This window comes from Mycobacterium paraffinicum, assembly GCF_025822865.1.
Taxonomy (GTDB): domain Bacteria; phylum Actinomycetota; class Actinomycetes; order Mycobacteriales; family Mycobacteriaceae; genus Mycobacterium; species Mycobacterium paraffinicum.
Genome location: NZ_JACKUR010000014.1, coordinates 164,905 through 188,059 on the forward strand (window position 1 = coordinate 164,905; position 23,155 = coordinate 188,059).

General features: G+C 65.9%; 23 protein-coding genes. 13 read left to right on the plus strand and 10 right to left on the minus strand.

All coding sequences use genetic code 11. From position 1 onward, the window contains the following. Window positions 1-46: 46 nt before the first annotated feature. On the minus strand, window positions 47-493 hold the full coding sequence (locus H7J89_RS04335; RefSeq protein WP_067206810.1) for an Rv2324 family transcriptional regulator: 447 nt from the start codon (window positions 491-493) through the stop codon (window positions 47-49). Window positions 494-604: 111 nt separating this feature from the next. On the opposite strand from H7J89_RS04335, the gene ddaH reads away from it, so the two are divergent. From ddaH to H7J89_RS04355, 4 genes are read left to right on the plus strand one after another with little or no spacing between them, the layout of a single operon-like run. Beyond that, entirely contained in the window at window positions 605-1,450 is an 846-nt protein-coding gene (gene ddaH / locus H7J89_RS04340) for a dimethylargininase (protein WP_264036795.1), read from the plus strand. Beyond that, window positions 1,447-2,682 carry an ornithine--oxo-acid transaminase gene (gene rocD, locus H7J89_RS04345; protein ID WP_264036798.1) on the plus strand — a complete coding sequence of 412 codons (1,236 nt, stop codon included), beginning with the start codon at window positions 1,447-1,449 and terminating at the stop codon, window positions 2,680-2,682. The genes ddaH and rocD overlap by 4 nt, the downstream gene beginning before the upstream one ends. A 25-nt stretch (window positions 2,683-2,707) precedes the next feature. Then, entirely contained in the window at window positions 2,708-4,153 is a 1,446-nt protein-coding gene (locus H7J89_RS04350) for an amino acid permease (RefSeq protein WP_264036800.1), read from the plus strand. Next, window positions 4,150-5,028 carry a universal stress protein gene (locus H7J89_RS04355; RefSeq protein WP_264036802.1) on the plus strand — a complete coding sequence of 293 codons (879 nt, stop codon included), beginning with the start codon at window positions 4,150-4,152 and terminating at the stop codon, window positions 5,026-5,028. The genes H7J89_RS04350 and H7J89_RS04355 overlap by 4 nt, the downstream gene beginning before the upstream one ends. Here H7J89_RS04355 and H7J89_RS04360 read toward each other — a convergent pair. From H7J89_RS04360 to H7J89_RS04370, 3 genes are all read right to left on the minus strand, one after another. Continuing rightward, window positions 5,025-6,347: an extracellular solute-binding protein gene (locus H7J89_RS04360; RefSeq protein ID WP_264036803.1), complete on the minus strand. Its 1,323-nt coding sequence runs from the start codon at window positions 6,345-6,347 to the stop codon at window positions 5,025-5,027. The genes H7J89_RS04355 and H7J89_RS04360 overlap by 4 nt on opposite strands. Window positions 6,348-6,426: 79 nt before the next feature. After that, window positions 6,427-7,242, minus strand: coding sequence for a carbohydrate ABC transporter permease (locus H7J89_RS04365; protein ID WP_067206794.1), 816 nt, complete (start codon window positions 7,240-7,242; stop codon window positions 6,427-6,429). Continuing rightward, window positions 7,229-8,098 carry a carbohydrate ABC transporter permease gene (locus H7J89_RS04370; protein ID WP_264037104.1) on the minus strand — a complete coding sequence of 290 codons (870 nt, stop codon included), beginning with the start codon at window positions 8,096-8,098 and terminating at the stop codon, window positions 7,229-7,231. The genes H7J89_RS04365 and H7J89_RS04370 overlap by 14 nt, the downstream gene beginning before the upstream one ends. Window positions 8,099-8,171: 73 nt before the next feature. On the opposite strand from H7J89_RS04370, the gene H7J89_RS04375 reads away from it, so the two are divergent. The 5 genes from H7J89_RS04375 to H7J89_RS04395 all read left to right on the plus strand — a co-directional run bounded on the left by H7J89_RS04375 (window position 8,172) and on the right by H7J89_RS04395 (window position 13,475). After that, window positions 8,172-9,689: a TldD/PmbA family protein gene (locus H7J89_RS04375; RefSeq protein ID WP_264036804.1), complete on the plus strand. Its 1,518-nt coding sequence runs from the start codon at window positions 8,172-8,174 to the stop codon at window positions 9,687-9,689. Continuing rightward, window positions 9,686-11,059 carry a TldD/PmbA family protein gene (locus H7J89_RS04380; protein ID WP_264036806.1) on the plus strand — a complete coding sequence of 458 codons (1,374 nt, stop codon included), beginning with the start codon at window positions 9,686-9,688 and terminating at the stop codon, window positions 11,057-11,059. Before H7J89_RS04375 ends, H7J89_RS04380 begins: the two co-directional genes overlap by 4 nt. 40 nt (window positions 11,060-11,099) lie before the next feature. Continuing rightward, entirely contained in the window at window positions 11,100-11,966 is an 867-nt protein-coding gene (locus H7J89_RS04385; RefSeq protein ID WP_264036808.1) for a carboxymuconolactone decarboxylase family protein, read from the plus strand. Between the two features lie 401 nt (window positions 11,967-12,367). After that, window positions 12,368-12,790 carry a hypothetical protein gene (locus H7J89_RS04390; RefSeq protein ID WP_264036810.1) on the plus strand — a complete coding sequence of 141 codons (423 nt, stop codon included), beginning with the start codon at window positions 12,368-12,370 and terminating at the stop codon, window positions 12,788-12,790. Window positions 12,791-13,034: 244 nt separating this feature from the next. After that, on the plus strand, window positions 13,035-13,475 hold the full coding sequence (locus H7J89_RS04395) for a hypothetical protein (RefSeq protein WP_264036811.1): 441 nt from the start codon (window positions 13,035-13,037) through the stop codon (window positions 13,473-13,475). A gap of 136 nt (window positions 13,476-13,611) precedes the next feature. Here H7J89_RS04395 and H7J89_RS04400 read toward each other — a convergent pair whose 3' ends face one another. Continuing rightward, window positions 13,612-16,233 (minus strand): cation-translocating P-type ATPase, encoded by a 2,622-nt coding sequence (locus H7J89_RS04400; RefSeq protein WP_264036812.1) that lies wholly within the window; start codon window positions 16,231-16,233, stop codon window positions 13,612-13,614. A gap of 569 nt (window positions 16,234-16,802) precedes the next feature. Here H7J89_RS04400 and H7J89_RS04405 point away from each other — a divergent pair. From H7J89_RS04405 to H7J89_RS04415, 3 genes are all read left to right on the plus strand, one after another. Further along, on the plus strand, window positions 16,803-17,006 hold the full coding sequence (locus H7J89_RS04405) for a hypothetical protein (protein ID WP_264036813.1): 204 nt from the start codon (window positions 16,803-16,805) through the stop codon (window positions 17,004-17,006). Between the two features lie 412 nt (window positions 17,007-17,418). Next, a complete protein-coding gene (locus H7J89_RS04410) occupies window positions 17,419-18,045 on the plus strand; it encodes a hypothetical protein (protein WP_264036815.1) in 627 nt (208 codons plus the stop codon). 128 nt (window positions 18,046-18,173) lie between these two features. After that, complete coding sequence (locus H7J89_RS04415; RefSeq protein ID WP_264036817.1) at window positions 18,174-18,557, plus strand: hypothetical protein; 384 nt, start codon at window positions 18,174-18,176, stop codon at window positions 18,555-18,557. Window positions 18,558-18,974: 417 nt separating this feature from the next. Here H7J89_RS04415 and H7J89_RS04420 read toward each other — a convergent pair whose 3' ends face one another. Both H7J89_RS04420 and H7J89_RS04425 read right to left on the minus strand, forming a co-directional pair. Continuing rightward, complete coding sequence (locus H7J89_RS04420) at window positions 18,975-19,358, minus strand: P27 family phage terminase small subunit (protein ID WP_264036818.1); 384 nt, start codon at window positions 19,356-19,358, stop codon at window positions 18,975-18,977. Between the two features lie 74 nt (window positions 19,359-19,432). Further along, complete coding sequence (locus H7J89_RS04425; RefSeq protein ID WP_264036819.1) at window positions 19,433-19,591, minus strand: hypothetical protein; 159 nt, start codon at window positions 19,589-19,591, stop codon at window positions 19,433-19,435. Between the two features lie 74 nt (window positions 19,592-19,665). Here H7J89_RS04425 and H7J89_RS04430 point away from each other — a divergent pair, with 74 nt between their 5' ends. Beyond that, window positions 19,666-20,142, plus strand: coding sequence for a hypothetical protein (locus H7J89_RS04430; RefSeq protein WP_264036820.1), 477 nt, complete (start codon window positions 19,666-19,668; stop codon window positions 20,140-20,142). Here the strand turns inward: H7J89_RS04430 and H7J89_RS04435 are convergent. The 3 genes from H7J89_RS04435 to H7J89_RS04445 form a co-directional block, all read right to left on the minus strand. Further along, window positions 20,101-21,168 carry a cytochrome P450 gene (locus H7J89_RS04435; protein WP_264036821.1) on the minus strand — a complete coding sequence of 356 codons (1,068 nt, stop codon included), beginning with the start codon at window positions 21,166-21,168 and terminating at the stop codon, window positions 20,101-20,103. The genes H7J89_RS04430 and H7J89_RS04435 overlap by 42 nt on opposite strands. A 230-nt stretch (window positions 21,169-21,398) precedes the next feature. Then, window positions 21,399-21,629, minus strand: a complete 231-nt coding sequence (locus tag H7J89_RS04440) for a hypothetical protein (RefSeq protein WP_264036822.1) — start codon at window positions 21,627-21,629, stop codon at window positions 21,399-21,401. Continuing rightward, complete coding sequence (locus tag H7J89_RS04445; protein WP_264036823.1) at window positions 21,626-22,819, minus strand: phage major capsid protein; 1,194 nt, start codon at window positions 22,817-22,819, stop codon at window positions 21,626-21,628. The genes H7J89_RS04440 and H7J89_RS04445 overlap by 4 nt, the downstream gene beginning before the upstream one ends. Between the last annotated feature and the right edge of the window lie 336 nt (window positions 22,820-23,155).

Below are 23,155 nucleotides of genomic sequence, written 5' to 3' on the forward strand. Positions count from 1 at the left end.
GGGAATTTCGCAGTGTCGTTACGCTCGCGCCGGAAGCGCAACGCCGCTAAGTTCGCATCCGGTCGATGAGGTTCGACAGCACGACGATGCTTTCGCTGCGTTCGATGTCCGCGCTCGAGCGGATGCGTTCGAGGGCCGCCTCCAGATGACGCATGTCGCGGGCCAGCACATGCAGGATCGCATCCGACGTGCCGGTGACCGTTGCCGCGCTGACCACCTCGGGCATGTCCACCCACGCCGCCCGGAGCCGATCGGGCTCGATCGTGCCGTGGCAGAACACCTGCACGTAGGCCTCAGTCTTCCAGCCGAGCGAGCTGGGGTCGACGACCGTCGTGAAGCCCCTGATCACACCATCGTCGAGCATCCGGTCGACGCGACGCTTGACCGCCGGCGCCGAGAGGTTCACCGTCTGGCCGATCTCCGCGAAGGTGGCCCGTGCATTTCTGGTCAGCTCGGCGAGGATGCGCTCGTCCGTCTCATCCAGGCGGTCCATCCGTGACTCCTTAATAAATCGCCGTGACGCGCGCTATCGCGCAATAAATCAACTATAGACGCGCAAGAAACGTCGTTTGCTTGTTTAGGGTGGCGGAAATACCGTTGATCTATGACGGATTCGCACGTGGCGGCACCCGCGCCTGCAACGCTCGTGCGCACGCCGCGGGCCCGTCGGTACGCGATGACGCGGCCGGAGTTTTTCGCGGTGGAGTACGCGATCAACCCCTGGATGGACATCGCCACGCCCGTCGACGTCGGCGTCGCGGTGGCCCAATGGGACGCCCTGCGCACGACCTACGTGCGGTTGGGGCACCGGGTGGAGGTGATCGAGCCCGTGCCCGGGCTGCCGGACATGGTGTACGCCGCCAACGGGGGATTCGTCGCGCGCGACGTCGCGATCGTCGCGCGGTTTCGATTCGCCGAACGGGCGGGCGAATCACGCGCCTACGCCGAATGGATGTCCTCACTCGGGTACCGGCCGGTTTCCACCCGTCATATCAACGAGGGGCAGGGCGACTTGCTGCTGGTCGGGGAAACGGTGTTGGCGGGCTATGGCTTTCGCACCGACCGGCGTGCGCACCCGGAAATCTCCGCGGCGCTGCGGGTGCCGGTCGTCTCGCTCGAGTTGGTGGATCCGCGCTTCTATCATCTCGACACCGCGCTGGCGGTTCTCGACGACCGCACCATAGCGTTCTACCCGCCGGCGTTCAGCGCCGCCGCGCAGCACCAACTGCAGGCCCTGTTTCCCGACGCGATCGTGGTCGCAAGCGCCGACGCGTTCGTGCTCGGCCTCAACGTCGTCTCCGACGGCCTGCACGTCGTCCTCCCCGCCGCGGCAACGGGTTTCGCCGCACAGCTGCGTGCGGCCGGTTTCGAGCCGGTCGGCGTCGACCTGTCCGAGCTCCTCAAGGGCGGTGGTTCGGTCAAGTGCTGCACATTGGAGGTGTTTCCGTGACGATCCTCGACGCCCGGACTTCGACCCAAACCGAGACGGCGATCGGCCTGGTCGAACGCTATGCGGCGCACAACTATTCGCCGTTGCCCGTGGTGGCGGCCAGCGCCGAGGGTGCGTGGATCACCGACGTGGAGGGCCGGCGCTATCTGGATTGCCTGGCCGCCTATTCGGCGGTCAACTTCGGCCATCGCAACCCCGAGATCACCGCGGCGGCCCACGCCCAGCTCGACACCGTCACGTTGGTGAGCCGCGCCTTCCATTCCGACGCCCTCGGCCCATTCTGCGCCGCCCTTGCCCGGCTGTGCGGCAAAGACCTGGTGTTGCCGATGAACTCGGGCGCCGAAGCCGTGGAGAGCGGGCTCAAAGTCGCCCGTAAGTGGGGCGCCGAGGTCAAGGGCGTTGCCGATGGGCGGGCCAACATCGTCGTGGCGGACAACAACTTCCACGGCCGCACGATCAGCATCGTCAGCTTCTCCTCGGATCCCGCGGCGCGGGACGGATTCGGACCGTTCACCCCGGGATTCCGCTCCGTGCCCTTCGGGGACGCCGCCGCGCTGGCCCGCGCAATCGACGACGACACCGTCGCGGTCTTGCTCGAGCCGATCCAGGGCGAGGCGGGCATCGTCGTTCCGCCCGACGGCTACCTTCCTACCGTGCGCGCCCTGTGCAGCGAGCACGACGTGCTGATGATCGCCGACGAGATTCAGTCCGGACTGGCGCGCACGGGCTACACGTTCGCCTGCGATCACTGGGACGTGGTGCCGGATGTCTACCTGCTCGGCAAGGCGCTGGGCGGCGGCGTGGTGCCCTTATCGGCGGTGGTCGCCGACAAGGAGGTCCTGGGGGTGCTGCATCCCGGCGAACACGGCTCCACCTTCGGCGGTAACCCGTTGGCGGCCGCCATCGGCACCACCGTGGTTTCCATGCTGGGCCGCGGCGAGTTCCAAGCCCGCTCGGCGCAGTTAGGCGCGCACCTGCACGCGCGCCTGCGCGAACTGATGGGCCACGGCGTGCTGGCGGTGCGCGGCCTGGGACTGTGGGCCGGCGTCGACGTCGACCCCGCGCTCGGGAGCGGCAAGCAGCTGAGTCTTCGGCTGGCCGATCGTGGTGTGTTGGTGAAGGACACTCACGGCTCGACCTTGCGGTTCGCGCCGCCGCTGGTGATCGCCGAGCAGGAGATCGACTGGGCGATTGAGCAGTTCGCTATGGCGTTGGGGGAGGCTGGCCCATAATCAGCTGATCGAGCAAGGAGGGGCATTGCCACCCACGTCGATCAGCCTGACAGAGCAGATGCTGCGGCGCCGCCCGGTCGTCGGCACGCCCGTTGCCGAAGGGGCCGCGGACCACCTCAAGCGGACCATCGGCACCTTTCAGCTGACCATGTTCGGGGTGGGATCGACGGTCGGGACGGGCATCTTCTTCGTCATGTCTCAAGCCGTGCCGGAAGCCGGCCCCGGAGTGATTCTGTCGTTCCTCATCGCCGGACTCGCGGCCGGACTCGCGGCCATCTGCTACGCCGAATTGGCTTCCGCGGTACCCGTTTCCGGGTCTTCCTATTCCTATGCGTACACAACTCTGGGTGAGGTCGTCGCGATGGGGGTGGCGGCCTGCCTGCTGCTCGAATACGGGGTGTCAACCGCCGCGGTCGCGGTGAACTGGAGCGGGTATCTCAACAAGCTGCTCAGCAATGTCTTCGGTTTCCAGTTGCCGCATGTCTTGTCGGCCGCGCCGTGGGATGCGCGGCCCGGCTGGTTGAACCTCCCGGCGATCATCTTGATCGGGATGTGCGCACTGCTGCTCATCCGCGGCGCCAGCGAGTCAGCCAGGGTCAACACGATCATGGTGCTGATCAAGCTGGGGGTTCTGGTCATCTTCGCGATCGTCGCGTTCACCGCCTTCGACGCGAGCCATCTCCGCGGCTTCGCGCCATTCGGCGCTGCCGGCATCGGCTCCGCCGCCGGCACCATCTTCTTCTCCTATATCGGCCTTGACGCCGTGTCGACCGCCGGAGACGAGGTGAAGAATCCGCAGAAGACCATGCCGCGCGCGCTGATTGCGGCGCTGGTGACGGTCACCAGCGTCTACGTGTTGGTCGCCCTCGCCGCACTGGGCACTCAGCCCTGGCAGGACTTCGCCGGGCAGCAGGAGGCCGGCCTGGCCACCATCCTCGACAACGTCACCCGTGGCAGCTGGGCCAGCACGATTCTGGCCGCGGGCGCTGTCATCTCGATCTTCTCCGTCACCCTGGTCAGCATGTACGGGCAGACCCGCATCCTGTTCGCGATGGGACGCGATGGGCTGCTGCCAACGCGCTTCGCGCGCGTGAATACGAACACCATGACGCCCGTGGGCAACACGGTGATCGTGGCCATCGCGGCCTCCGCGCTGGCGGCCTTCATACCTTTGGAAAAGTTGGCGGACATGGTGTCCATCGGGACGCTCACCGCGTTCGTCGTGGTATCCGCAGGAGTGATCATCTTGCGAGTGCGTGAGCCCGACTTGCCGCGGGGCTTCAAGGTTCCCGGTTATCCCGTCACGCCCGTCCTTTCGGTGCTGGCCTGCGGGTACATCCTCGCCAGTTTGCACTGGTACACCTGGATCGCTTTCAGCGGCTGGGTCGCGCTCGCGTTAGCCTTCTACTTCCTGTGGGGCCGCCATCACAGCGCGCTCAACAGCGAAGCGCTCGAGCGGGACGCGCTGTGACCGTCGTCGTCGGTTACCGCGCCGGCAAGGTGGGGCTCTCGGGTTTGTACCTGGGCGTGCGCATCGCGCGGACCCGCGGCACCTCGCTCACCGTGGTGACGGTCGTGGCCAAACCGTGGCTGACGCCGTCGCTCGCCCGCGTCGACGCCGAATACGAGCTGTGGGCCGACGCCATGGCCGACGAGTCGGCGAAGGAGGCCGGCCGCGTTCTGGACCCGGTGGCCGACGGCATCGAGGTCACGTACCTGCACCGCGCGCACGGCTCGGTGTCGGGGGGACTCCTCGAGGTCATCCACGAGATTGACGCCGATGTGCTGGTGCTGGGCTCGTTGCCCAGCGGCGGGCGCGGCCAAGTGCTGATCGGCTCCACCGCCGACTGGCTGCTGCACGCGTCGCCCGTTCCGGTGGCCATCAGCCCGCGTAATTACCATGCGCATCAAGGCAAGTTGACCCGCCTCACCTGTGCCTACTCGGCCACTCCCGATGCGATCGACGTGGTGAGACGCTGCTTCGAGTTCGGTAAGCGATTCGGTGTGCCGGTGCGGGTGATCACGTTTGCGGTTCGCGGCAAGACGATGTATCCGCCGGAGGTCGGGCTCGAGGTCGAGGATGAGGTATTGCAGGCCTGGGCGTCGCAAGCGCGCGGCATCCTCGAGGAGCTGAAGACGAACGGGATCGTCAGCGAAGACGTTGCGCTGCAGGTGGTTACCGGCCGCAGCTGGAAAGATGCGCTGGCGGAGGCGGATTGGCAGGAGGGCGAGATCCTGGCATTGGGCACGCGGCCGCGCGGCGACATCCGGCGGGTCTTCCTGGGTTCCCGCAGCGCCAAGATCATCCGGGAGAGCCCCGTGCCGGTGCTGGTGCTGCCGGGCTAGCGCTGCGCCGCGGCGTTCGCGGCCGCTTGCGCCCGCTTCAGGGTTGCCGCGACATCGCCGCGGCCCAAGAACATCTCGTCGAAATAGGGCCGCAGGGCGTCATTACCGGCGGCGAAGCCGGCGCCGCCGGGGGCCGCGATGCGCGGGCCGGTGAGCACGGCGAAGAAGGGTGTGACGTCGACGCCCCTCGCGGACCAGTAATGGAAGTAAACCGGCTGAGCCGCCAGCACCGCCGGGATCGCCGCGCCCTCGCGCCCCAGGAACTCGTTGCCCTCCTTGCTGCCCATCCAGGCCAGGACCTGACGCACCGCGTCGGGATGTTTCGTCGCGGCATTGCCCGCGGCCGCAATGCCGTTCGTGACGCTCACCCGGCCGACCGGGCCCACCGGCATCATCGTCACACCCCAGTGGAAGCGGGCATCACGGGCCACCGGCGCCAGGTTGTAGGTGCCGGACTGGAACAGCGCCATCCTGCCTGCCAGGAACTGGTTGCGGGAGAAGTCGCCGTTGTCGTTGGTGTCGGACGCGGGCGGCGCGACGTGGTCGTCATTGATCAGGCCGACCAGATAGCGGAAAGCCTGCGCGGCACCGGGATTGTCGAACGCGAACGTGTCGCCGCGCTGGAAAACACCACCGGCAGAGCCGATGTAGTTGAGGTAGATACCCTGCGGGTCGTTGGCGGCGTTGTAGCCCCACTGCCGGACCCGTCCGGCGTCGAAACCGGCCGCGTTTCCGGGGCGTCCGTCGGCGTCCAGGGTGAGCCGGGCGAGCATGGGCCGCAGCGTGTCCCCGTCAGCGGCGCTCCACCGCAACCCGCTCAGCTGGGCGGGCTCGACGCCGGCCGCCGCGAGCAGGTCCGCGTTGTAGTACAGCGCGATCCCGGCATCGGTCAGCTGCGGCACACCCCACAGCGTGTCCCCGCGGGTGAACTGGTCGACGACCGCCGAATCCCACCCCGGGGCGGCCCGGTCGATCTTCATCAGCCGGCCGCTGTCGGCATAGGGGGCCAGATAGGCGTTGGAGAGCCAGAAGATATCGTCGGCACTGCCACCGGCGATATCGGTGCGCAGCGTGTCGAAGTACGTGGAATACGCGACCACACTGGTGTGCACCGCGATATCGGGATGCGCACGATTGAAGGCCTCGAACGACTGCCGATAGGCCGCGGCGATCTGCTCGGCCCAGACCCGCACCGTCACGACGACTTTGCCGCCGGGGGGCTGGCCCGAGTAGTCCAGCAGCACCGCGGTCGCAGCCAAGAGCACCGCGATCAGCGCGAGCGCCCCGGCCATCACCGTTGAAAAGCGGGGGCGGCTCATACTGCGCACCGAGATTGCCGTGGTGGTTGTGGATCGCCCGGAATCGCAGCCGTCACGGCAATCTCGGTGTGTGAACGGCTCACTTGAGCCCCGAGACGACGATCGATGCGACGATGTGGCGCTGGAAGACGACGAACAGCGCGATCAGCGGGACGATCGCGACCGTCGTCGCCGCCATGACCAACGTCCACTGAGAGTTGAACCGCGACTGCAGATCGGCCGTCGCCACCGTGAGCACCCGCCACTTGTGGCCACTGGTGATCACCAACGGCCACATGAAGTTATTCCACTGCGAGACCACGGTGATCAGCGTCAAGGCGGCCAACACCGGCCGGCTGGACGGAATCACCACATGCACGATCACGTCCAATGTGTTGGCCCCGTCCAGGTGAGCGGCGTTGACCAAGTCGTTCGGGATGATCCGAAAGTGCTCGCGCAGCAGGAAGATCGCGTACGGCGAGCCGAACATGAAGGGCAGCACCAGCGCCCAGAACGTGTTGCGCAGGCCGAGCTGGGCCATCATCAGATACAACGGCACCACGGTGACCGTGCCCGGCACCATCAACGTCGCGATGTAGACCCAGAACAGAGCGTCGCGCCCCGGAAAATGCAAGCGGGCGAACGCATATGCGGCCAGCACCGAAAAGGTCAACTGGCCCACCAGGATCACGGCGGTCATCAAGGCCGTCACCGCCGCCGCGCGGCCGAATCCGGCGCCACCGAGGTCGGCGTAGTTGGACAGGGTGAATGGCCGTGGCAGCTGCAGCGGCGTCCCGGTGGCGAACTGGTGTGCCGAGGTGAACGAGGTCAACAAACCAAGTAGAAAGGGGACCAACGTGATCAGCGCGCCGAGGATGAGCCCGCCGTAGATGGCGAGCCGGCTAAGTGAGGTCATAGCTGATCCGCCGCCGGAAGTAGAGGTGCTGCACCATCGTGGCACCGATCAGGATGACGAACAGCACCACCGCCATCACCGACGCGCGCCCGATGGCCGCCGCGCCGAAAGCCTCGGCGTAGATGCGGTAGGCCACCAGATCGGTGCTGCCCGCCGGTCCGCCGTCGGTCAGCGCGTAGACCATGTCGAAAACCTGTGCCGTGCTGACGATTCCGGTCACCAGCACGAAGAATGTGGTCGGCCGCAGCATGGGCAGGGTGATGCGCCAGAACCTTTGCCATGCGGTGGCGCCGTCGGTGCGCGCGGCGGCGTGAATGTCGTCGGGGATCGCCAGCAGGCCCGCCAGGAACGACAGGGAGACGTATCCGACGTTGGTCCACACAACGACGGCCGACACGAGCGGCAGGGCGAAGCTGGGATCCGAGAGCCATTCGATGCTGTGTCCCAGTACGGTGCTGACGGCCCCGTCGGTCGGGGCCAAGATCCAGCGCCACAGCACGGCGATCGCCAGCGGCGCGCAGATCCACGGCAGCACGTAGAGGGTGCGGAACAGGCCGGTGCCGGGAAGCCGGCGGGCCAGCATGGACGCGGCCAGCAGGCCCAGCACCGTCTGCGCCGGCACCACGATCGCCACGAAGAGAGCCGTGACGATCAGCGAGTTGGCGAAGTTGCGATCCGTGAGCACCGACCGCCAGTTGGCCACGCCCACATAGTGCAGCGGACCCAGCAGGTCCCAGCGGTAGAGGCTCAGCCAAATCACCACGAGGATGGGCAGCAGCAAGAAGGCCACGACGCCGAACAAGCTGGGCGCCAGCAGGGCATAGCCCAGCGCGGTGGAGCGAGGCTGTGTCCTCAGGGCGCCGCTGGCCATGGGGTAATTAAAGCGGGCGGGGCCGGGGTTTGGGGTGAACGGCCGTTACGGTGGATCCGTGACACCAAACGGGGGGATCGATGCCGACTTCCTGAACCTGCCGCGCCATCAGTTGGCCGAGGCTGCGCTCTCGTCGGCCGGCACGGCCGGCGCCAGTTACGCCGACCTGCGGGTTCACCGCATCGTGACCGAGATCATCCAGCTGCGCGACGGCGAGCTGGAGACGGCGGTCGTCAATCGCGAGGTCGGTCTGGCGGTGCGGGTGATCGTCGATGGCACCTGGGGATTCGCCTCGCACGCCGAGCTGGCGCCCGCGGTCGCGGCCGAGACGGCGCGTCGCGCCGTGCAGGTGGCCACCACCCTGGCGACGCTGAACAGCGAGCGCGTCGAGTTGGCGCCCGAGCCGGTGTACGCCGACGCCACCTGGGTTTCCGATTACCGGATCGACCCGTTCAGCGTCCCGGCGGCCGACAAGATCGGCGTGCTGGAGGAATACTCCGGCCGGCTGCTCAGCGCCGACGGCGTCGACCACGTGTCGGCCGTGCTTACCGCCGTCAAGGAGCAGACGTTCTACGCCGATACCTTCGGATCGTCGATCACCCAGCAGCGGGTACGGGTGCAGCCGTCGCTGGAGGCGGTGACCGTGGACCCCGAGGCGGGCAGTTTCGACTCGATGCGCACGCTGGCCCCGCCGACGGGGCGCGGCTGGGAAGTGCTCGCCGGCGACGAGGTGTGGAACTGGACCGACGAGCTGGCGCAGTTGCCGTCGCTGCTGGCCGAAAAGGTCAAGGCGCCCAGCGTGACGGCGGGGCGCACCGACCTGGTGATCGATCCCTCCAACCTGTGGTTGACCATTCACGAATCCATCGGGCACGCAACGGAATACGACCGCGCCATCGGCTACGAGGCCGCCTACGCGGGAACGTCTTTCGCCACGCCGGACAAGCTCGGCACCATGCGGTACGGCTCCCCGGTGATGAACGTGACCGCCGATCGCACCGTCCAGCACGGGTTGGCCACCATCGGTTACGACGACGAGGGCGTGGCGGCGCAGAGCTGGGATCTGGTGCGCGACGGGATGTTCGTCGGCTATCAGCTCGACCGGGTGTTCGCTCCGCGTCTGGGGCAGCCGCGGTCCAACGGGTGCTCGTACGCCGACTCGCCGCATCATGTGCCGATTCAGCGGATGGCCAATGTGTCGCTGCAGCCGGCGCGCGAGGACGTCAGCACCGCCGACCTGATCGGCCGCGTCGAGGACGGCATCTACATCATTGGCGACAAGTCATGGTCAATCGACATGCAGCGCTACAACTTTCAGTTCACCGGCCAGCGGTTCTTCCGCATCCGCGACGGTCGGCTGGACGGTCAATTGCGAGACGTCGCCTACCAGGCCACCACGACCGATTTCTGGAATTCCATGGAAGCCGTGGGCGGCCCGTCGACCTGGCGGTTGGGCGGCGCGTTCAACTGCGGCAAGGCGCAGCCCGGCCAGATCGCCCCGGTCAGCCACGGCTGCCCGTCGGCCTTGTTCCGCGGCGTCAACGTGCTCAACACCCGGACCGAGGGCGGCCGATGATCACCCCGCAGCATGTCGTCAACCTGGTTTTGGAGGAGGCCGCCAAGCTCGGCGGCGCGAGCGAGACGATGGTGCTCGTGACCGACAAGGTCGAGGCGACGTTGCGCTGGGCGGGCAATTCGATGACCACCAACGGTGTTTCGGTCAACCGCAGCATCACAGTGATCTCCGTCGTCCGCGCGGGGTCCAGCGCGCGGATCGGCACGATGGTCTCCGCCGAGGTGGATCCGCGGGCGATCCCGGAGCTGGTGGCGGCGTCAGAGGAGGCGGCCCGCTCGGCGCCCGAGGCCGGTGACGCCGCGCCGCTGTTGACCGATACCGGGGTGCCGGTCGATTGGGACGCGCCGGTGCCCGGCACCGGGCCGTTGGTGTTCGCCGAGGTCGCCGACTCCCTGAGTCGCGGGTTTCGCGGCGCCGACCGGCTGTATGGCTTTGCGCACCACAGCGTTTCGACGACGTTCCTGGCATCGTCGACCGGAGTACGCCGGCGCTACACCCAGCCCGCCGGGGCGGTGGAGATCAATGGCAAGCGTCGCGACGCGAGCGCCTGGGCCGGTATCGGCACGCCCGACTTCGTCGACGTGCCAATGGATTCGATGCTCGATGAGCTGTCGATGCGGCTCGGCTGGGCCGAGCGCCGCGTGGAACTGCCCGCGGGGCGCTACGAGACGATCATGCCGCCGTCCACGGTGGCCGACATGATGCTTTACCTCGCCTGGTCGATGGCCGGCCGAGGCGCTAGGGAGGGCCGCACCGCGTTCTCGGCGCCCGGCGGCGGGACGCGGGTGGGGGAGCGGCTCACCGAATTGCCGCTGACGCTGTTCTCCGATCCGATGGCGCCGGGGCTGGCATGCACGCCGTTCGTCGCGGTGAGCAGCTCGTCGGAGACGGCGTCGGTGTTCGACAACGGCATGGAGATCGGCCAAGTGGACTGGATCCGCAACGGGGTGATCAACGCGCTGGCGTACCCGCGCGCGACGGCGACCAAATTCGATGCCCCCGTCGCGGTGGCCGCCGACAACCTGGTGATGACCGGCGGCTCGGCCGAGCTTGCCGACATGATCGCGGCCACCGAGCGCGGCCTGCTGCTGACCACGCTGTGGTACATCCGCGAGGTCGACCCCACCACGCTGCTGCTCACCGGGTTGACCCGCGACGGTGTTTACCTCATTGAAGATGGCGAGGTGACCGCCGCCGTCAACAACTTCCGGTTCAACGAGAGCCCGCTGGACCTGCTGCGGCGGGTCACCGAGGCCGGGGCGAGCGAGAAGACCCTGCCCCGGGAGTGGGCGGACTGGGCCACCCGCGCGGCGATGCCGTCGCTGCGGATACCGGATTTCTATATGTCGTCGGTGAGCCAGGCGCAATAGGCGATTGCCGCTAGGCCGGCCGCGTTCTAGCGTGTGACGAATGGCGGCTCCGGTTTCGGTCCAAGAAGATCAGCTGACGCGGTTGGTGGCTCTGGCTCCGGGCTCGCCGGCGGACGCGCGCATTGCGGCCCTGGTCCGGCGGATGTGCGCCCAGACGCTGTCGCTGCCGCCACTGCCCAGTCCCGTCGAGGTCGGCGCGCCCGAGTCGGAGGCCGACGCCGTCGCCGCCGAGTTCGCCGAGCAGTTCAGCGCCGACGTCTCCGCGATCACCGACGGGCAGCGGTCCCGGTTGATCAAGCACCTGGGCGACAGAGCCTTCGGCGTGGTGGTCGGAATGTATATCGCCGACTTCGTGCCGCGGGTGCGGGCCGGGCTGGAAGCGCTCGGCGTCGGATCGGAGTACTTGGGCTGGGTCGACGGCACCATCGAGTGGGATAGCACCACCGACCCGTCGGGGCCGGTGTTCAACGACTTCTTGCCCGCGGTGGCCCGGATGCGTGCGCTGGACCCGGTCACCTCCGAGCTGGTCCGGCTGCGCGGGGCGGGTCAGCACAATTGCCGCTTGTGCAAGTCGCTGCGCGAGGGCACGGCACTCGATGCCGGCGGTTCGGAGACGCTCTACGACGAGATCGATCGCTTCGAGTCGTCGGCGCTGCTCGATGACCGCGCGAAAGCGGCCCTGCGCTACGCCGATGCGTTAATTTGGACCCCTGCGCACCTCGCCGCCGACGATGTCGCCGAGGTGCGCTCCCGGTTCTCCGATGCCGAGGCCGTCGAGCTCACCTTTGACATCATGCGGAATGCAAGCAACAAAGTTGCAGTCGCGTTGGGCGCCGACGCGCCCAGGGTGGAGCAGGGTACCGAGCGATACCTGCTCGGAGCCGACGGCAAGACCGTCTTCAACTGACTATCGCGGTACGGCCCGAGTGGCCTCTGACCGCTCCGTGCAAGGCGTGTAGCTGCTGGTCAAGCGCGACGCCGCCCTGGCCGACTCCGCGTGACTGCGGGGCTGCGATCGATGGGCGAAAGGCTCCCGGCCCCGGCACGAAGTAGGAAATGTTAACCATCCGTACACGACCACGCAAACAAGAGTTCGTCCCTCGGGGGACGATTCTGGCTAAATTCATATCTCGGCACCGAAACTGACACGTGACGGTGATCTCGGATGGCAGCGCCGCCTGAGTTGACGAACATCGACCGCGTGATTGCTAACCGTGGCCCCGAATCGCTATCTCGGTTAGCAGTTACCACCATGGCTTAGTTCGCGTCGGAGAGCAACACCGCTCCCACGCAGAGGGAGGACCGGAGATGACAACCACCCGTGCACGCTCACGCATGCGAGTGTCATCGGTCTGGGCTGCCGGCGTCGCGCTGGGGGCCTCGATGCTCGGCGGCGCGGTGCTGTCAGCACCGCAAGCTTCGGCGTCCTGCAACTTGAGTCCCAAGGACGACCAGTACATTCAGCTGCTCGCGCAGAACAAGATGGTGCACAACGCCGATTTCAGCGATTGCACCGAGGCCGCCGAGGGGCGGTGGTTCGCCGACCAGGTACGGAACCACCCCAATCCATTCGGGGAGGCGCAGGAGCTGGTCAACATGATCACGAACACGACCTCGATGAACCAGGCGCAGGCCGAGTGGGAGGTCGAGTCGGCGATCTACGTTTATGCGCCAGACATGATCCCCAAGATCAAGGACCAAGCCGCGCACGCAAACTGGCCGACGGCGTAACGACTCGGCTCGACCAGCTAACTCAAGTACCGCGCCGGCACGGCTGAGTGCCGGCGAGTGCACGATTGCCGACTTATGGCGGTCGTTGATCGCTCGAGTGTCACCTGCCTTTCGGATACTCAACGCGCACTGGTGTTTTGGCTAACCGCTGTTCATTCATTGTTTGACGAGCCGGCCGTTTGTCGCGCTCGTCGACGGTGGTACCCGAACGTTAGCGCGAAAGGGAAAGTAGCAAATTTCCACGATGAGGGGGTCTGGAGAAGTGACGATTACACGATCGCGCGCGCAGGTGCTGGCGGTGGGGGCCGCCGGCGTTGTGGGGGCCGCAATGTTCGGTGGTGCTGTGCTCGCAGCGCCGCACGCCTCGGCGTCGTGCAACATGAGCCCGGCTGACGACCAGTACATCAAGCTGCTGGCGCAGAACAAGATGGTGCACAACGCCGATTTCAATGACTGCAGCGAGGCCGCCGAGGGTCGCTGGTTCGCCAGCCAGGTCCGGGCCAATCCCAATCCGTTCGGCGAGGCCCAGGAGCTGGTGAACATGATCACCCGTACCACGCCGATGAACCAGGCCCAGGCCGAGTGGGAGGTCGAGTCGGCGATCTATGTTTACGCGCCGGACTTGATTCCCAAGCTCAAGGATCAGGCCGCGCGGCAAGCGCCCGGGCAGCCCGCACCCGTGTGATGCCCTGAAAGCCCGCGCCGCCCGGCGGCGGCGTACTTCACGGGCGTGAGACGTTCGGTGCCGACGAACGGGCGCTCAATGGGCTTGCGTGGAGGTGATATCGAAGGGCCGAAAGGGTTTTGGCTCTTGGCGTAGATCAGGGATGAAGTGGCGTCCGAGCCCGTCCTGGGCGGGCTTTCGAGGACGCTCGCGGGCGTCGGCGATGCACCCGCCGATACTTGTCCAGCGCGTCGACGCCCAACAGGATCGGCACCGCGGCCAGGGCGACGGCCCAGCCCCACAGGGGTGGATTCCATTGACCGAGCAACCGTGCGATGGGTGGCACCCACAGTTCGACAAGTGAAAAGGCCAGCCCGATGAACGCCGCGGGCACCAGGAGCCGGTTGGTGACCCAGCCCAACGCTCCCGGCCAGCGCGAGGAGGACCGGCACGCGAAGACGTTCGCGGTCTGGGCGAAGACGACGGTGATGAATGCCGCGCCGGATGCCATTGCCAGGTTGTGCCCGGTCGGGAACGGGTTTGCGGGACGCCAGCCGAGCGCCATCAGGGACACCACGAAGGCGGTGAGCGAGACGACGGCCTCGAGCGGCCCCAGCACCCCGAAGGCCCGGCGCAGCACCGTGCGGTTCATTAGCCGGCCGTGAACCGGGGGTCCCTCAAGCAGGTGCTTCGCGGGCGGCTCGGCGCCGAGTGCGACCGCCGACAAGGTGTCGGTGCCGATGTCGAGCGCGATGATCTGCAGAACACCGAGCGCGAGCGGGAACAGACCGCCCGAAAGCGCCCAGACCAGAAAAGGTGCCAGCTCGGCAACGTTGTCGGTCAGGTGGTACGTCAGGAACCGGCGGATGTTGACGAACGTGGCGCGCCCTTGCTCGATGCCGGCCACAATGCCGGCGAAGGAGTCGTCGAGCAGAACCAGGTCCGCCGCTTCGCGTGCGACGTCGGTGCCGGAGCGGCCCATCGCCACACCGATGTCCGACTCGTGCAGTGCCGGCGCGTCGTTGACTCCGTCGCCGGTCATCGCCACCACGTGGCCCCGGGAGCGAAGGGCACGGGCGATGCGGAGTTTGTCCTCGGGAGAGACCCGCGCGATCACCACCCCGTCGTGGTCTAGGACAGCGGCGAGATGCTGCTCGTCCTCCGGCAAATCCGCTCCCAACAGCACGGCAGAGTCGGCGGACCGTAGCCGCACCTCGTTGCCGATGGCCGTGGCGGTGGCCGGATGATCGCCGGTCACCATCGCCACCTTCACCCCTGCCTTGCGGCACGCGTCGAGGGATGTGGAGATGTCTTCACGCGGCGGATCCTCGAGCGCCACCAGGCCGAGCAGGCGCAACCCCTGATCGCATTCCTGCTGGTCCCGGGGTGTTCGACCGTTCCTCGGGCACGCGGCGACGGCGAGTACTCGAAGCCCCCGGGCGGTCAGGGTGTCCACGGCTTGATGCGCCGCCGGGTCGTCGCCGCAGAGCGGAAGCACGGCGTCCGGCGCCCCCTTGACGACGATCTCGTCGGCCAGCGCGACCGCCATGCGCCGCAGTCGGGGATCGAAGGGGAACCGCAGCTCGGCGTGGGCGGTACGACGGTCCTCGACGGTGTCGATGCCCAGTCGTCTGGCGAAGGTATCGAGGGCAGCTTCCATCGGGTCGCCGTGGGCCCGCCACTGCCCGTCGACTTCTTCGGCGTATCCGGTGGAGCAGCGTTCCCCGGCCAGGGCGAGCCGGCGAATGGACTCCTCCGCGATTGGTGAGGACCACTTGAGCTGCGCTGTGGGCCCGTAGCCGGCGCCGTCGATGGCCAACGAGCCGGCCGGCGACCAGGCTTCGACCACCGTCATCTGGTTGCGAGTGAGGGTCCCCGTCTTGTCGGTGCAGATGAACGTCGTGGACCCGAGCGTCTCGACGGCCTCGAGGTTGCGGACCAGGATCTGCCGCTTCGCCATCTGCTCCGAGCCCCAGGCGAGAGACAACGTCACGGTGGGCAGCAGCGCCTCCGGGACCAGGGCGACCGTGACTCCGATCGCGAACACGAAGGCCTGCTGGATCGGGTTGCCCACGAGCACAGAGACGAGCAGGAACAGCACACCCACGCCGATTGCGATCGCTGCGATGAGGCGGACGACGCCACGCAAACCGCGGGTGAGTGGCGTGTCCGGTTTCCTGGTGGAGGTTGTCAGTCGGGTGATGCCGGCCAGGCGGGTCTGTTGGCCGATCGCGGTGACCAGGGCACGCGAATCTCCTTCCACCACAAAAGTGCCCGCGAACAGGGGTTCGCTTGCTGCGACTGCGCCGGCCTCGCTCTCGCCGGTGAGCATGGAGGAGTCGACGAGCAACCGGTTCTGGCTGAGCACCACGGCGTCGGCGGGAACGCGGTCGCCGCTTTCGAGTAACAGCACGTCGTCGACGACTACGTCCTCGGCCTCGATCACCCGCCGAGCGCCGTCACGCAAGACCGTGACCCGCGTCGGCAACATCTCTTGGAGCCGGTCGGCGGCCCGGTCTGCCCGCGCTTGTTGGATCAAGGAGAAGACCCCGTTCAGCACGATGACCGCGATGATGGCGACGCTGAGTTGGGGCAGCTTCGCTAGGAAGGCGAGCACTGCGGCCGCCCAGAGCAGCAGGGCGAAAAAGTGCGTCAGCTCCCCGAGCAGCCGGCGAGCGATCGACGGCCGCCTCGCCGCGGGGAGCTTGTTGGCACCGCCCTGCGCCCGCCGCTCGGTCGCCTCGGCGGTCGTCAGGCCGAGCGTCATGACGTCGGCCATGGCTCTCCTCTCCGCCGAGCGCGACGTGTGATCTCACGGCGGCGATGGCAAGCGCTCTTGCGGGGACCCCGCACGATTCGTCGCCAGCAGCCGACGAAATGCTATAACCGGCGCGGCCGAATGGCCGAAGACCTGACCTGTCGGGGATCCTGCCCCACGGACATTGATGTTGGCGTTCGGCTACCGTTTCCTACGGAACATCGCTAGGGGCGGTAGCTCAGTTGGTTAGAGCCGCGGACTCATAATCCGTGCGTCCCACAATTTGCAGTTTGCGGTCGTTGACTATCGTCGCTCAGAATATGGGCCTGAACAGCGAATGCATTGACGCCTACGGTCGGTCGTAATTGGCTGTTTGTGGTGGTGCTGCGGTATTCACTGCGGTATCGTCAGGGAGATCACCGTAATGCTCGTTTGCCGAGCGGACCCCTCGTTAGGACTCCTCGTGGACATCCGTTTCCCACCCGGATATCCCGATACCCCCCGGTGCGATATGGGCTGAGCAGTGGGGCAGGGACAAGAAGCACGGCCCCGGCCGCTGGCTCAGCGTCGGTGACTGGGAAGCCACTCTGGTGGGATACCCCGACGATCTGGCGGAGCCTCGCCGCGTCACCGTTTTCGGTCTGGCGTTCCAGCGCTCCACTGGCGAGATAGTCAATCCTTACGTCCACGTGGAATCGGACCCCGATAACCCGCTGACCCTCGCTGACACCGACGAGCTGATCGCGGTGCTTGGCGAGGTCCGCGACAAGCTGCGCAACCTGTCAGATCCGTAGGGCCGCGATCGGATGATGAGCGCGGAAGCGCGGTGGCTTATATCTCATGGAATGGGCCTCGGCCCGGCATTTTCGGTTACTCGGCGTGTCTTACATGGTGTTGTCGGTGGGCGGACTTATCGTCCGAAGTGGAGCCCTCCACGGGCTCTCCCGGATGGGGAAGTCCGGGTTCCAACTATCTCGGAGGTAAGTGAGATGGCAACCGGTAAGAAAGATGCGAGCAAAGCAGGCAAGCTGCTAGGCAACCCGAAGACACCGAAGTCGGTGAAGAGCGTTGCCGCTAGCGACTTAGCCCAGACGCCCAAGAAGAGAGGTAAGTAACCTGACCGGCAGAAACGGCCCTCAGAACGAAATTGTGGGGGCCGTTTTCGTCGGTCGCGAATCGGGTTTCAGCCCGCGCTAACCTGCACCGATGTCGCCAACGCCACCACCAACTCCGATTCCGGCGCCGACGCCAAGTGCGGTTCAGTCGCCCACGCAGACCGTCATTGTGAATCTGCCGCCCGACGTGATCGACAAATTGTCTCCGCACGAGACCGGACTACCGCAATCCTGGGCCACAATCATCGCGGCATGCATCGCCGTTGCCGCTGCTGCGATTGCGCTACTCGGAGTATGGTGGCAAATCCGCTCGGCAGCCAGAGAAGCCAGAAACGACCGGGCCGCTGATGTTCGGTTAACGCGACAAACCCAGCTGGCCGAGCACATGGCTGAGGCGATCCAATTGGGGCGATCGCTTCAAGACTTGATCAGCTCGAACCGAGGTAACCTGCGCGACTGGGCCGAAGCGCCGCGCAATGCGTTCAACGAGCAAACGCAAAGAGCCCGAGCATTATCGAGCATAATATTCCTGCTCGGCGCGAAGAAGTCTGGCGCGAAGTTGCACGAACTGGTCTACAAGTGCAACGTACTCGCCAAAGACCGCAAGGAGACTTGGGGAAAGCACACTTTCGTGCTGGCCGGTGAGATGTCGAAAATCTTCGAAGAGGAGCTGTCAGCCTATGCTGACGTGCCACTGCCGACGCAGTCGGAACCGTAGGGCCGGGGGCAAAGCGAGTTCGGTGGGCTAGACGTGCCGCCTCGGCGCCATATGCACCCACGGCGCGGGTGCTTGACCGGCCTGCGAAGCTTATCCCCGTACTCATCCAACCTTTGCGGAGGTAAACGATGTCTCAAACGGATGCTTTGCGGATTATCGGCGTGGAACTGATTGAGGACAGTCTGCAGACGTACCGGGACTTACACACCCAAGATGCGCAGTCGTCAGAGACTTATCCCATCATGATCTGGCTATCGCATCCCGCCGATCCATATGAGGCTAAGTTTCTGCGTGAAAAGTGCGGCATCATCGTCGACAGCGAAGACCTGATGTGCGCGATAATTCTCGAAACCACGATCGACGATTTCAAAGCAAATATCGAGCAATGGAACGAGAGCGTTGCGCTCGCCTCGCGGGAGGCGCAGCAGGCTCGCGAGGCCGCCCTAGCGGAGGACCGGCGCCTCAAAGAGGTTGCTGAAGAAGTCGACAAGTACCTACGCACCAACCCGTGAGCGGGCCGGCCCTGCGCGTTGCGCAGGCCTTGCGGGGCCTATAGCGCTTATTCTTCGGTCTATGAATGCTGCGAGTTTTTCTCCGTGGCACCGGACCGGCAGGACGTGTCCGCGTGGCGTGGCGATTGAGGAACGCACCGTCACAATGCAGACCGACCAGGGACGAGTCCCTCTCCACACAGAGGCGCGGTGCTGTTCGTTATGCGAGCGCGAGGGTCTCCACTAGCAGTGCATCGCCCGAAGCGAGTTCGCCGGTCGGCTAGGCGTGCCGCCTCGGCGCCATGTGCACCCAAGGCTCGGGGGGCAGAAGGTCGGGGCGAAACTTGCGTTGGCGTTCCCAGCGCATCATTCGAATCTGAGTGACCGCGCATCCCTCGCAGCCGCAGTCGTCGCGTCCATCGTCGCGGAGCTGCGCCATCAGGCGAACCCGAGCTTCGCATCGCGGCCCCAGCGGGTATCGGCCGCAGCCTTCGCTTGCGGACTGCGGCGCCGGCCGATCTGCTCACCAGGCAACGGCAATGCCAGCTCGGCAACCAGGCGGCTCGCGAGCTTCTGCGTCTCGCGCAGCTCAGACAGCAGCGGGTGCGGTCTCGGCAACTGGCCGCGGCCACCGGCGACGGTCAATCCGTCGCGGGTCAGTTCAGCTTCCATGGCGTCGATGCGATCGAGAGTCTTGCACGCTTCGACAAGCAACACGGTCTCGGCAGGATCGAGCACGTAAACGCCAACAACTTTGCGAAAAAGGGCCTTTCCACGCGTTTTCAGGCCGTTTGGTGTGCGTGGCGGTTTGGAATCCGTCATGTCCCTCTGTTTCACGAATCATATTGGCTACCAGCATATTTCGGACATATAATGGTGTTGGCGCACAAGGCTTTTCAAGTCTGCGCCCGTCGCTCGAAATAGCCCCTCACCTGCGGAAACGCCTTTTTCGACCCCTTGCGCATCGCGGAGGGGGCGATTTCCTGACGGATGTCACCCCCCAGCGCGACCGCGCCGACTTTTGAGGGGCCCCCCCGGGACTGCCCATCGTTCATGCTCTCGATTCTACCGGAGATACGTTGTTACACAATGTATTTCGCATTGCAAGCAACTCCTATAGAATTCGTCTATGACGCTCACAACGCGCATCCGGTTCCTTAAGCAGATCGACCCGCAGGCCGTCGAGCAGGCTGCGCAACGTCTCATCGACGCGGCCGGTGCGGTCGGTGTCACCATGACCGCCGCCCCTGTCGTTGACACGCTCGACGAACACCCGGCCCCACCGGCCGCGTTCGTCGAACTGCGCTGCGAGATTCCCGATGATGATGACCTGGGATTGGCCGACGATCTCGAATTCGCGATTGTCAAGGCCATGGGCTCCTGGGCGGCACCGATTGCTTGGCAGGAGCAGACCTCGCGCCAATGGTTCAGTGATCCGAGGGAAGCGGCGACACCGTATTACGTGCTGATCGAGCTGCGGCGGCAGGCGCGGACGTGGGAGCACCTAGGCGTTGCCGATGAATTCAGCCGACGCTTGCTCGCCGATTCATGCCAGCAGATTCGATTAATGAGATTGGACGGCCCAGCGCAGCGGCAATGCCGCTAACGCTCGCTGTTCGGCGTCGATGTACGGCGTGACTCCGGGCTCGATCGAAAACTCTGGAATCTGTCTCAGCCACTCCTCGACGAACACCGTCATTTGCAGCCTGGCGAGTGGGGCGGCGATGCATCTATGTGCCCCAGCCCCAAACGCCCAGTGCGGTTGTCGGGTTATTCGGCCATCGGTGAGTGTTATGTGGTCCCCGTACTCCATGTTGGCTGCGCCGACATGCAGCGCAACGGCAACGCCGACGGGTAACTCCTGCCCGCCAATAACGGTCGGCTCCGTGGTGACGCGCGGGAGCGTGACCGCGGGAGCGGAAACGCGAAGGACCTCTTCAATGAACGCAGGCGTTTGGGCGGGTTCGCGCTGTAGGAGCTGGCGTAGTTCTGGGTTGCGCGCCAGTTCAAGGAGTGCGTAGGCCAGTGTCGCCGCGGGCGTGGTCATCCCGGCGAAAAGCATGAGAACGTGCACGCCCGCGAGTTCCTGATGGCCGAGCCGCACCAATTCGGCACGGCACCCGGACCGCAGGAGTCTCTTATCGACGTATTTCACCCACGCGCTGGCCGCCCGCACCTGTGAGTCCCGGGAGCCCCCTTGGACGGTCGACCGGAGGAGGTCGCACAGTTCGCGCAGGTCGGCCTGCGGCCACCCACACCACGTCAGGACTGCTCGGGCGGAAAAAAGCATGGCAATTTCGACGCCGTCGCATCGGCCCTCTGCCGCAAGCGCTCCGATGAGTTGGCGGGCGTGCTGGCGCAGGGGCGGTTCCAGTCGCGCCACTGCTTCTCGGCTAAAACTCGGTCGGAGTTTCTGCCGAACGCGTCGGTGGTGTTCCGGCGCGCCCAGTTGAAAGACGGGCACCAGGCGGGACAGCACCGCCAAAAAATGTGACCCGTAGTCGATGCGCAGCCGAGTCACGCAGCGAACCAGCTCGGCCCGCTGCGTCACGAAAAGGAGGCCGAGGAACTTCGCGATAGGGCCGGCCTCGTGCAGAGCGCGCCACTGCGCGTGGCGATCCTCGGGTGTCATCAATGTGAGCTGTTTTCCAATCGTTTAGGGCCGCCGCGCGGCTCGCCCGCATCACGGCGCCGCGTTTGAAAGCGGCTGCACGCACGTGCACTCGGGCGAGCAGGGCCGGGGAAAGGTAAGCCGACCCATACGCGGCGGCGGAGGTCCGGCGGTGCGCTACAGGCGCCGGACGCTTGTTCGCGACCGGGAGTCCCGGCCCTGGCATAGCAGGGACTCCGGTCGCGAAGTTTTTACTTGCTGGGCGTCGTTACGGCGCCGTGGAGGATCGCCGGCTCAACGAGCAGCTCGCCGGCTGCCACCGTGTACCGCAGGGCGTGCACGCGGACCAGCTCCATAACGGCGGCCTTGCTCATGTTCATTCGACGTGCGGCCTCGTCAAGATCGACAAACGCCGGTTCGTCGTTGAACCCGCGCGGGTCGTCGTAAGTCACCCAGCTGTGCCGTGGTTCGCGCTGCGTCATGCCGAAAGAGCAATGACTGCAAAGGCGCTCGGCCGCAGCAAGCCCATACCGATGCGCATCTCCGACCGCAATCGGGTTGTGTTGGTCGCGAATCCAGAGAAGGGATCGAGCATTGTCAGGATTCCGCCCCGCGTGAACAGACGAACCTTTGTCCAATCCGCCAGCAATGCTTTCCCAGCAGGAACGCGCGGGCTCACGAGCCGCGGGACGTCGCCGAAAATGTTGGCGCTGTTCGCCGGTCCGTTCTGGTATCCACCGCCGAGGACGAACAAGTCGGGGGTGCCACCTTCGCGCAGCAGGTCGAGCGCGGCAGCGTCCGTGGGGTTGAGCACCCACCCCGTCGGCTGAACACCGGAAGTCTCAAACGTCGACAGCGCGCCACGCAGGGTGGTCGGCACGTCGGTGTCGAAAGCGACTGCGGTGGTGCCGGATGCGTGCAAAATGCCCTCGAAATTCTCCCCGGTGCCGTCGCCGTTGAGGACCTGCTCCTCAAGCGCATCCAACAATCCCTGGTAAAGCTCGGTGATCAGGAATTGCCGCAGCTCGTCGTAGTCGAGCCACAACCTGTTCGGAACATCCTCGGACAGGTGCGCCAGCACCCGCAGGCGGTCCTCGACCGGCGTCACCGTGAACGTGCTCGTCGGTTTGGTGGCGAAGTCAGCGGTCATCGCGGCGTTGTTGGTGCGCGTGGTCTGCTGCCAGAATTCGAATGCGTTCGAAGGTGATTCAGCGCGATCCACCAACAGATCGATGACCCGCTTCGGGCGTTCCATCGGGACGACCTGCGGCAGCACCAGGGCGGGCAAATCGATCGAGCTGGCGGTGATCGCGCGAGTCTCCCCGTCGAAGTTGTTGGCGCGCCAGATGACATCGGCCGCCCGGGAAGCCCAGTCGCCAGCCCCGGCGCGATCACCGATTCGGGCACCCGGTTCCCCGCCGGGGCGGCCGCAGTTGGTCGCACGGGCCATCGCCCCGGCGACCGCCCGAGATGTCGGGTTGTCTAGGCCGGCGCGCACGGCCTCCTCGATCTGGTCGTTGAGGGTCTCGATTTGCTCCGTGAGGCGCCGGAACATCTCGGACTCTTTCGGGTTCGCATGGGAGGCGCCTCGTGCCTCGACCCCCGTGGTGATGGCTTTCCGCGCCGCCGCGAGCTTGGCCCGCGTTTCACGGAGTTCTGTGATGTCTCTCATTTAAAAAATCCTTGCTTTTTGGTGTGGTCGGAGATTCCGCCCAGTGCCAGGGCGTGCCGCCTCGCGGTGCCAGCGAGACAAAGCAAATGGGTTCCGCGCTTTCGCTGTGCCAGCGGGGCGGATAGTGGGCTGTGGGGCGTCGTCCGTGCCGGAAGACGCCGGTGGCTAAATCCCTCGCCAGGCGGTGACTGAGAGGCCGCCTGGCGAGGGAAGTCTTTATAGGTCAGTTGATTTCGGAATTTCCGAATTGGTCCACGCGGCCTGAGCTACGAGGTCAACAGCGGCTCGCAAGCGCGCTTCACGGGAGTGGCTGGCTCGCAAAGATCACTCTCTCGC

Coding starts and splice junctions, on each gene's coding strand:
- H7J89_RS04335 (WP_067206810.1), bottom strand. CDS start 493: ATGGACCGCCTGGATGAGACGGACGAGCGCATCCTCGCCGAGCTGACC.
- ddaH (WP_264036795.1), top strand. CDS start 605: ATGACGGATTCGCACGTGGCGGCACCCGCGCCTGCAACGCTCGTGCGC.
- H7J89_RS04360 (WP_264036803.1), bottom strand. CDS start 6,347: ATGAGCCGCCCCCGCTTTTCAACGGTGATGGCCGGGGCGCTCGCGCTG.
- H7J89_RS04365 (WP_067206794.1), bottom strand. CDS start 7,242: ATGACCTCACTTAGCCGGCTCGCCATCTACGGCGGGCTCATCCTCGGC.
- H7J89_RS04380 (WP_264036806.1), top strand. CDS start 9,686: ATGATCACCCCGCAGCATGTCGTCAACCTGGTTTTGGAGGAGGCCGCC.
- H7J89_RS04385 (WP_264036808.1), top strand. CDS start 11,100: ATGGCGGCTCCGGTTTCGGTCCAAGAAGATCAGCTGACGCGGTTGGTG.
- H7J89_RS04390 (WP_264036810.1), top strand. CDS start 12,368: ATGACAACCACCCGTGCACGCTCACGCATGCGAGTGTCATCGGTCTGG.
- H7J89_RS04395 (WP_264036811.1), top strand. CDS start 13,035: ATGAGGGGGTCTGGAGAAGTGACGATTACACGATCGCGCGCGCAGGTG.
- H7J89_RS04400 (WP_264036812.1), bottom strand. CDS start 16,233: ATGGCCGACGTCATGACGCTCGGCCTGACGACCGCCGAGGCGACCGAG.
- H7J89_RS04410 (WP_264036815.1), top strand. CDS start 17,419: ATGTCGCCAACGCCACCACCAACTCCGATTCCGGCGCCGACGCCAAGT.
- H7J89_RS04415 (WP_264036817.1), top strand. CDS start 18,174: ATGTCTCAAACGGATGCTTTGCGGATTATCGGCGTGGAACTGATTGAG.
- H7J89_RS04420 (WP_264036818.1), bottom strand. CDS start 19,358: ATGACGGATTCCAAACCGCCACGCACACCAAACGGCCTGAAAACGCGT.
- H7J89_RS04425 (WP_264036819.1), bottom strand. CDS start 19,591: ATGAACGATGGGCAGTCCCGGGGGGGCCCCTCAAAAGTCGGCGCGGTC.
- H7J89_RS04430 (WP_264036820.1), top strand. CDS start 19,666: ATGACGCTCACAACGCGCATCCGGTTCCTTAAGCAGATCGACCCGCAG.
- H7J89_RS04435 (WP_264036821.1), bottom strand. CDS start 21,168: ATGACACCCGAGGATCGCCACGCGCAGTGGCGCGCTCTGCACGAGGCC.
- H7J89_RS04440 (WP_264036822.1), bottom strand. CDS start 21,629: ATGACGCAGCGCGAACCACGGCACAGCTGGGTGACTTACGACGACCCG.
- H7J89_RS04445 (WP_264036823.1), bottom strand. CDS start 22,819: ATGAGAGACATCACAGAACTCCGTGAAACGCGGGCCAAGCTCGCGGCG.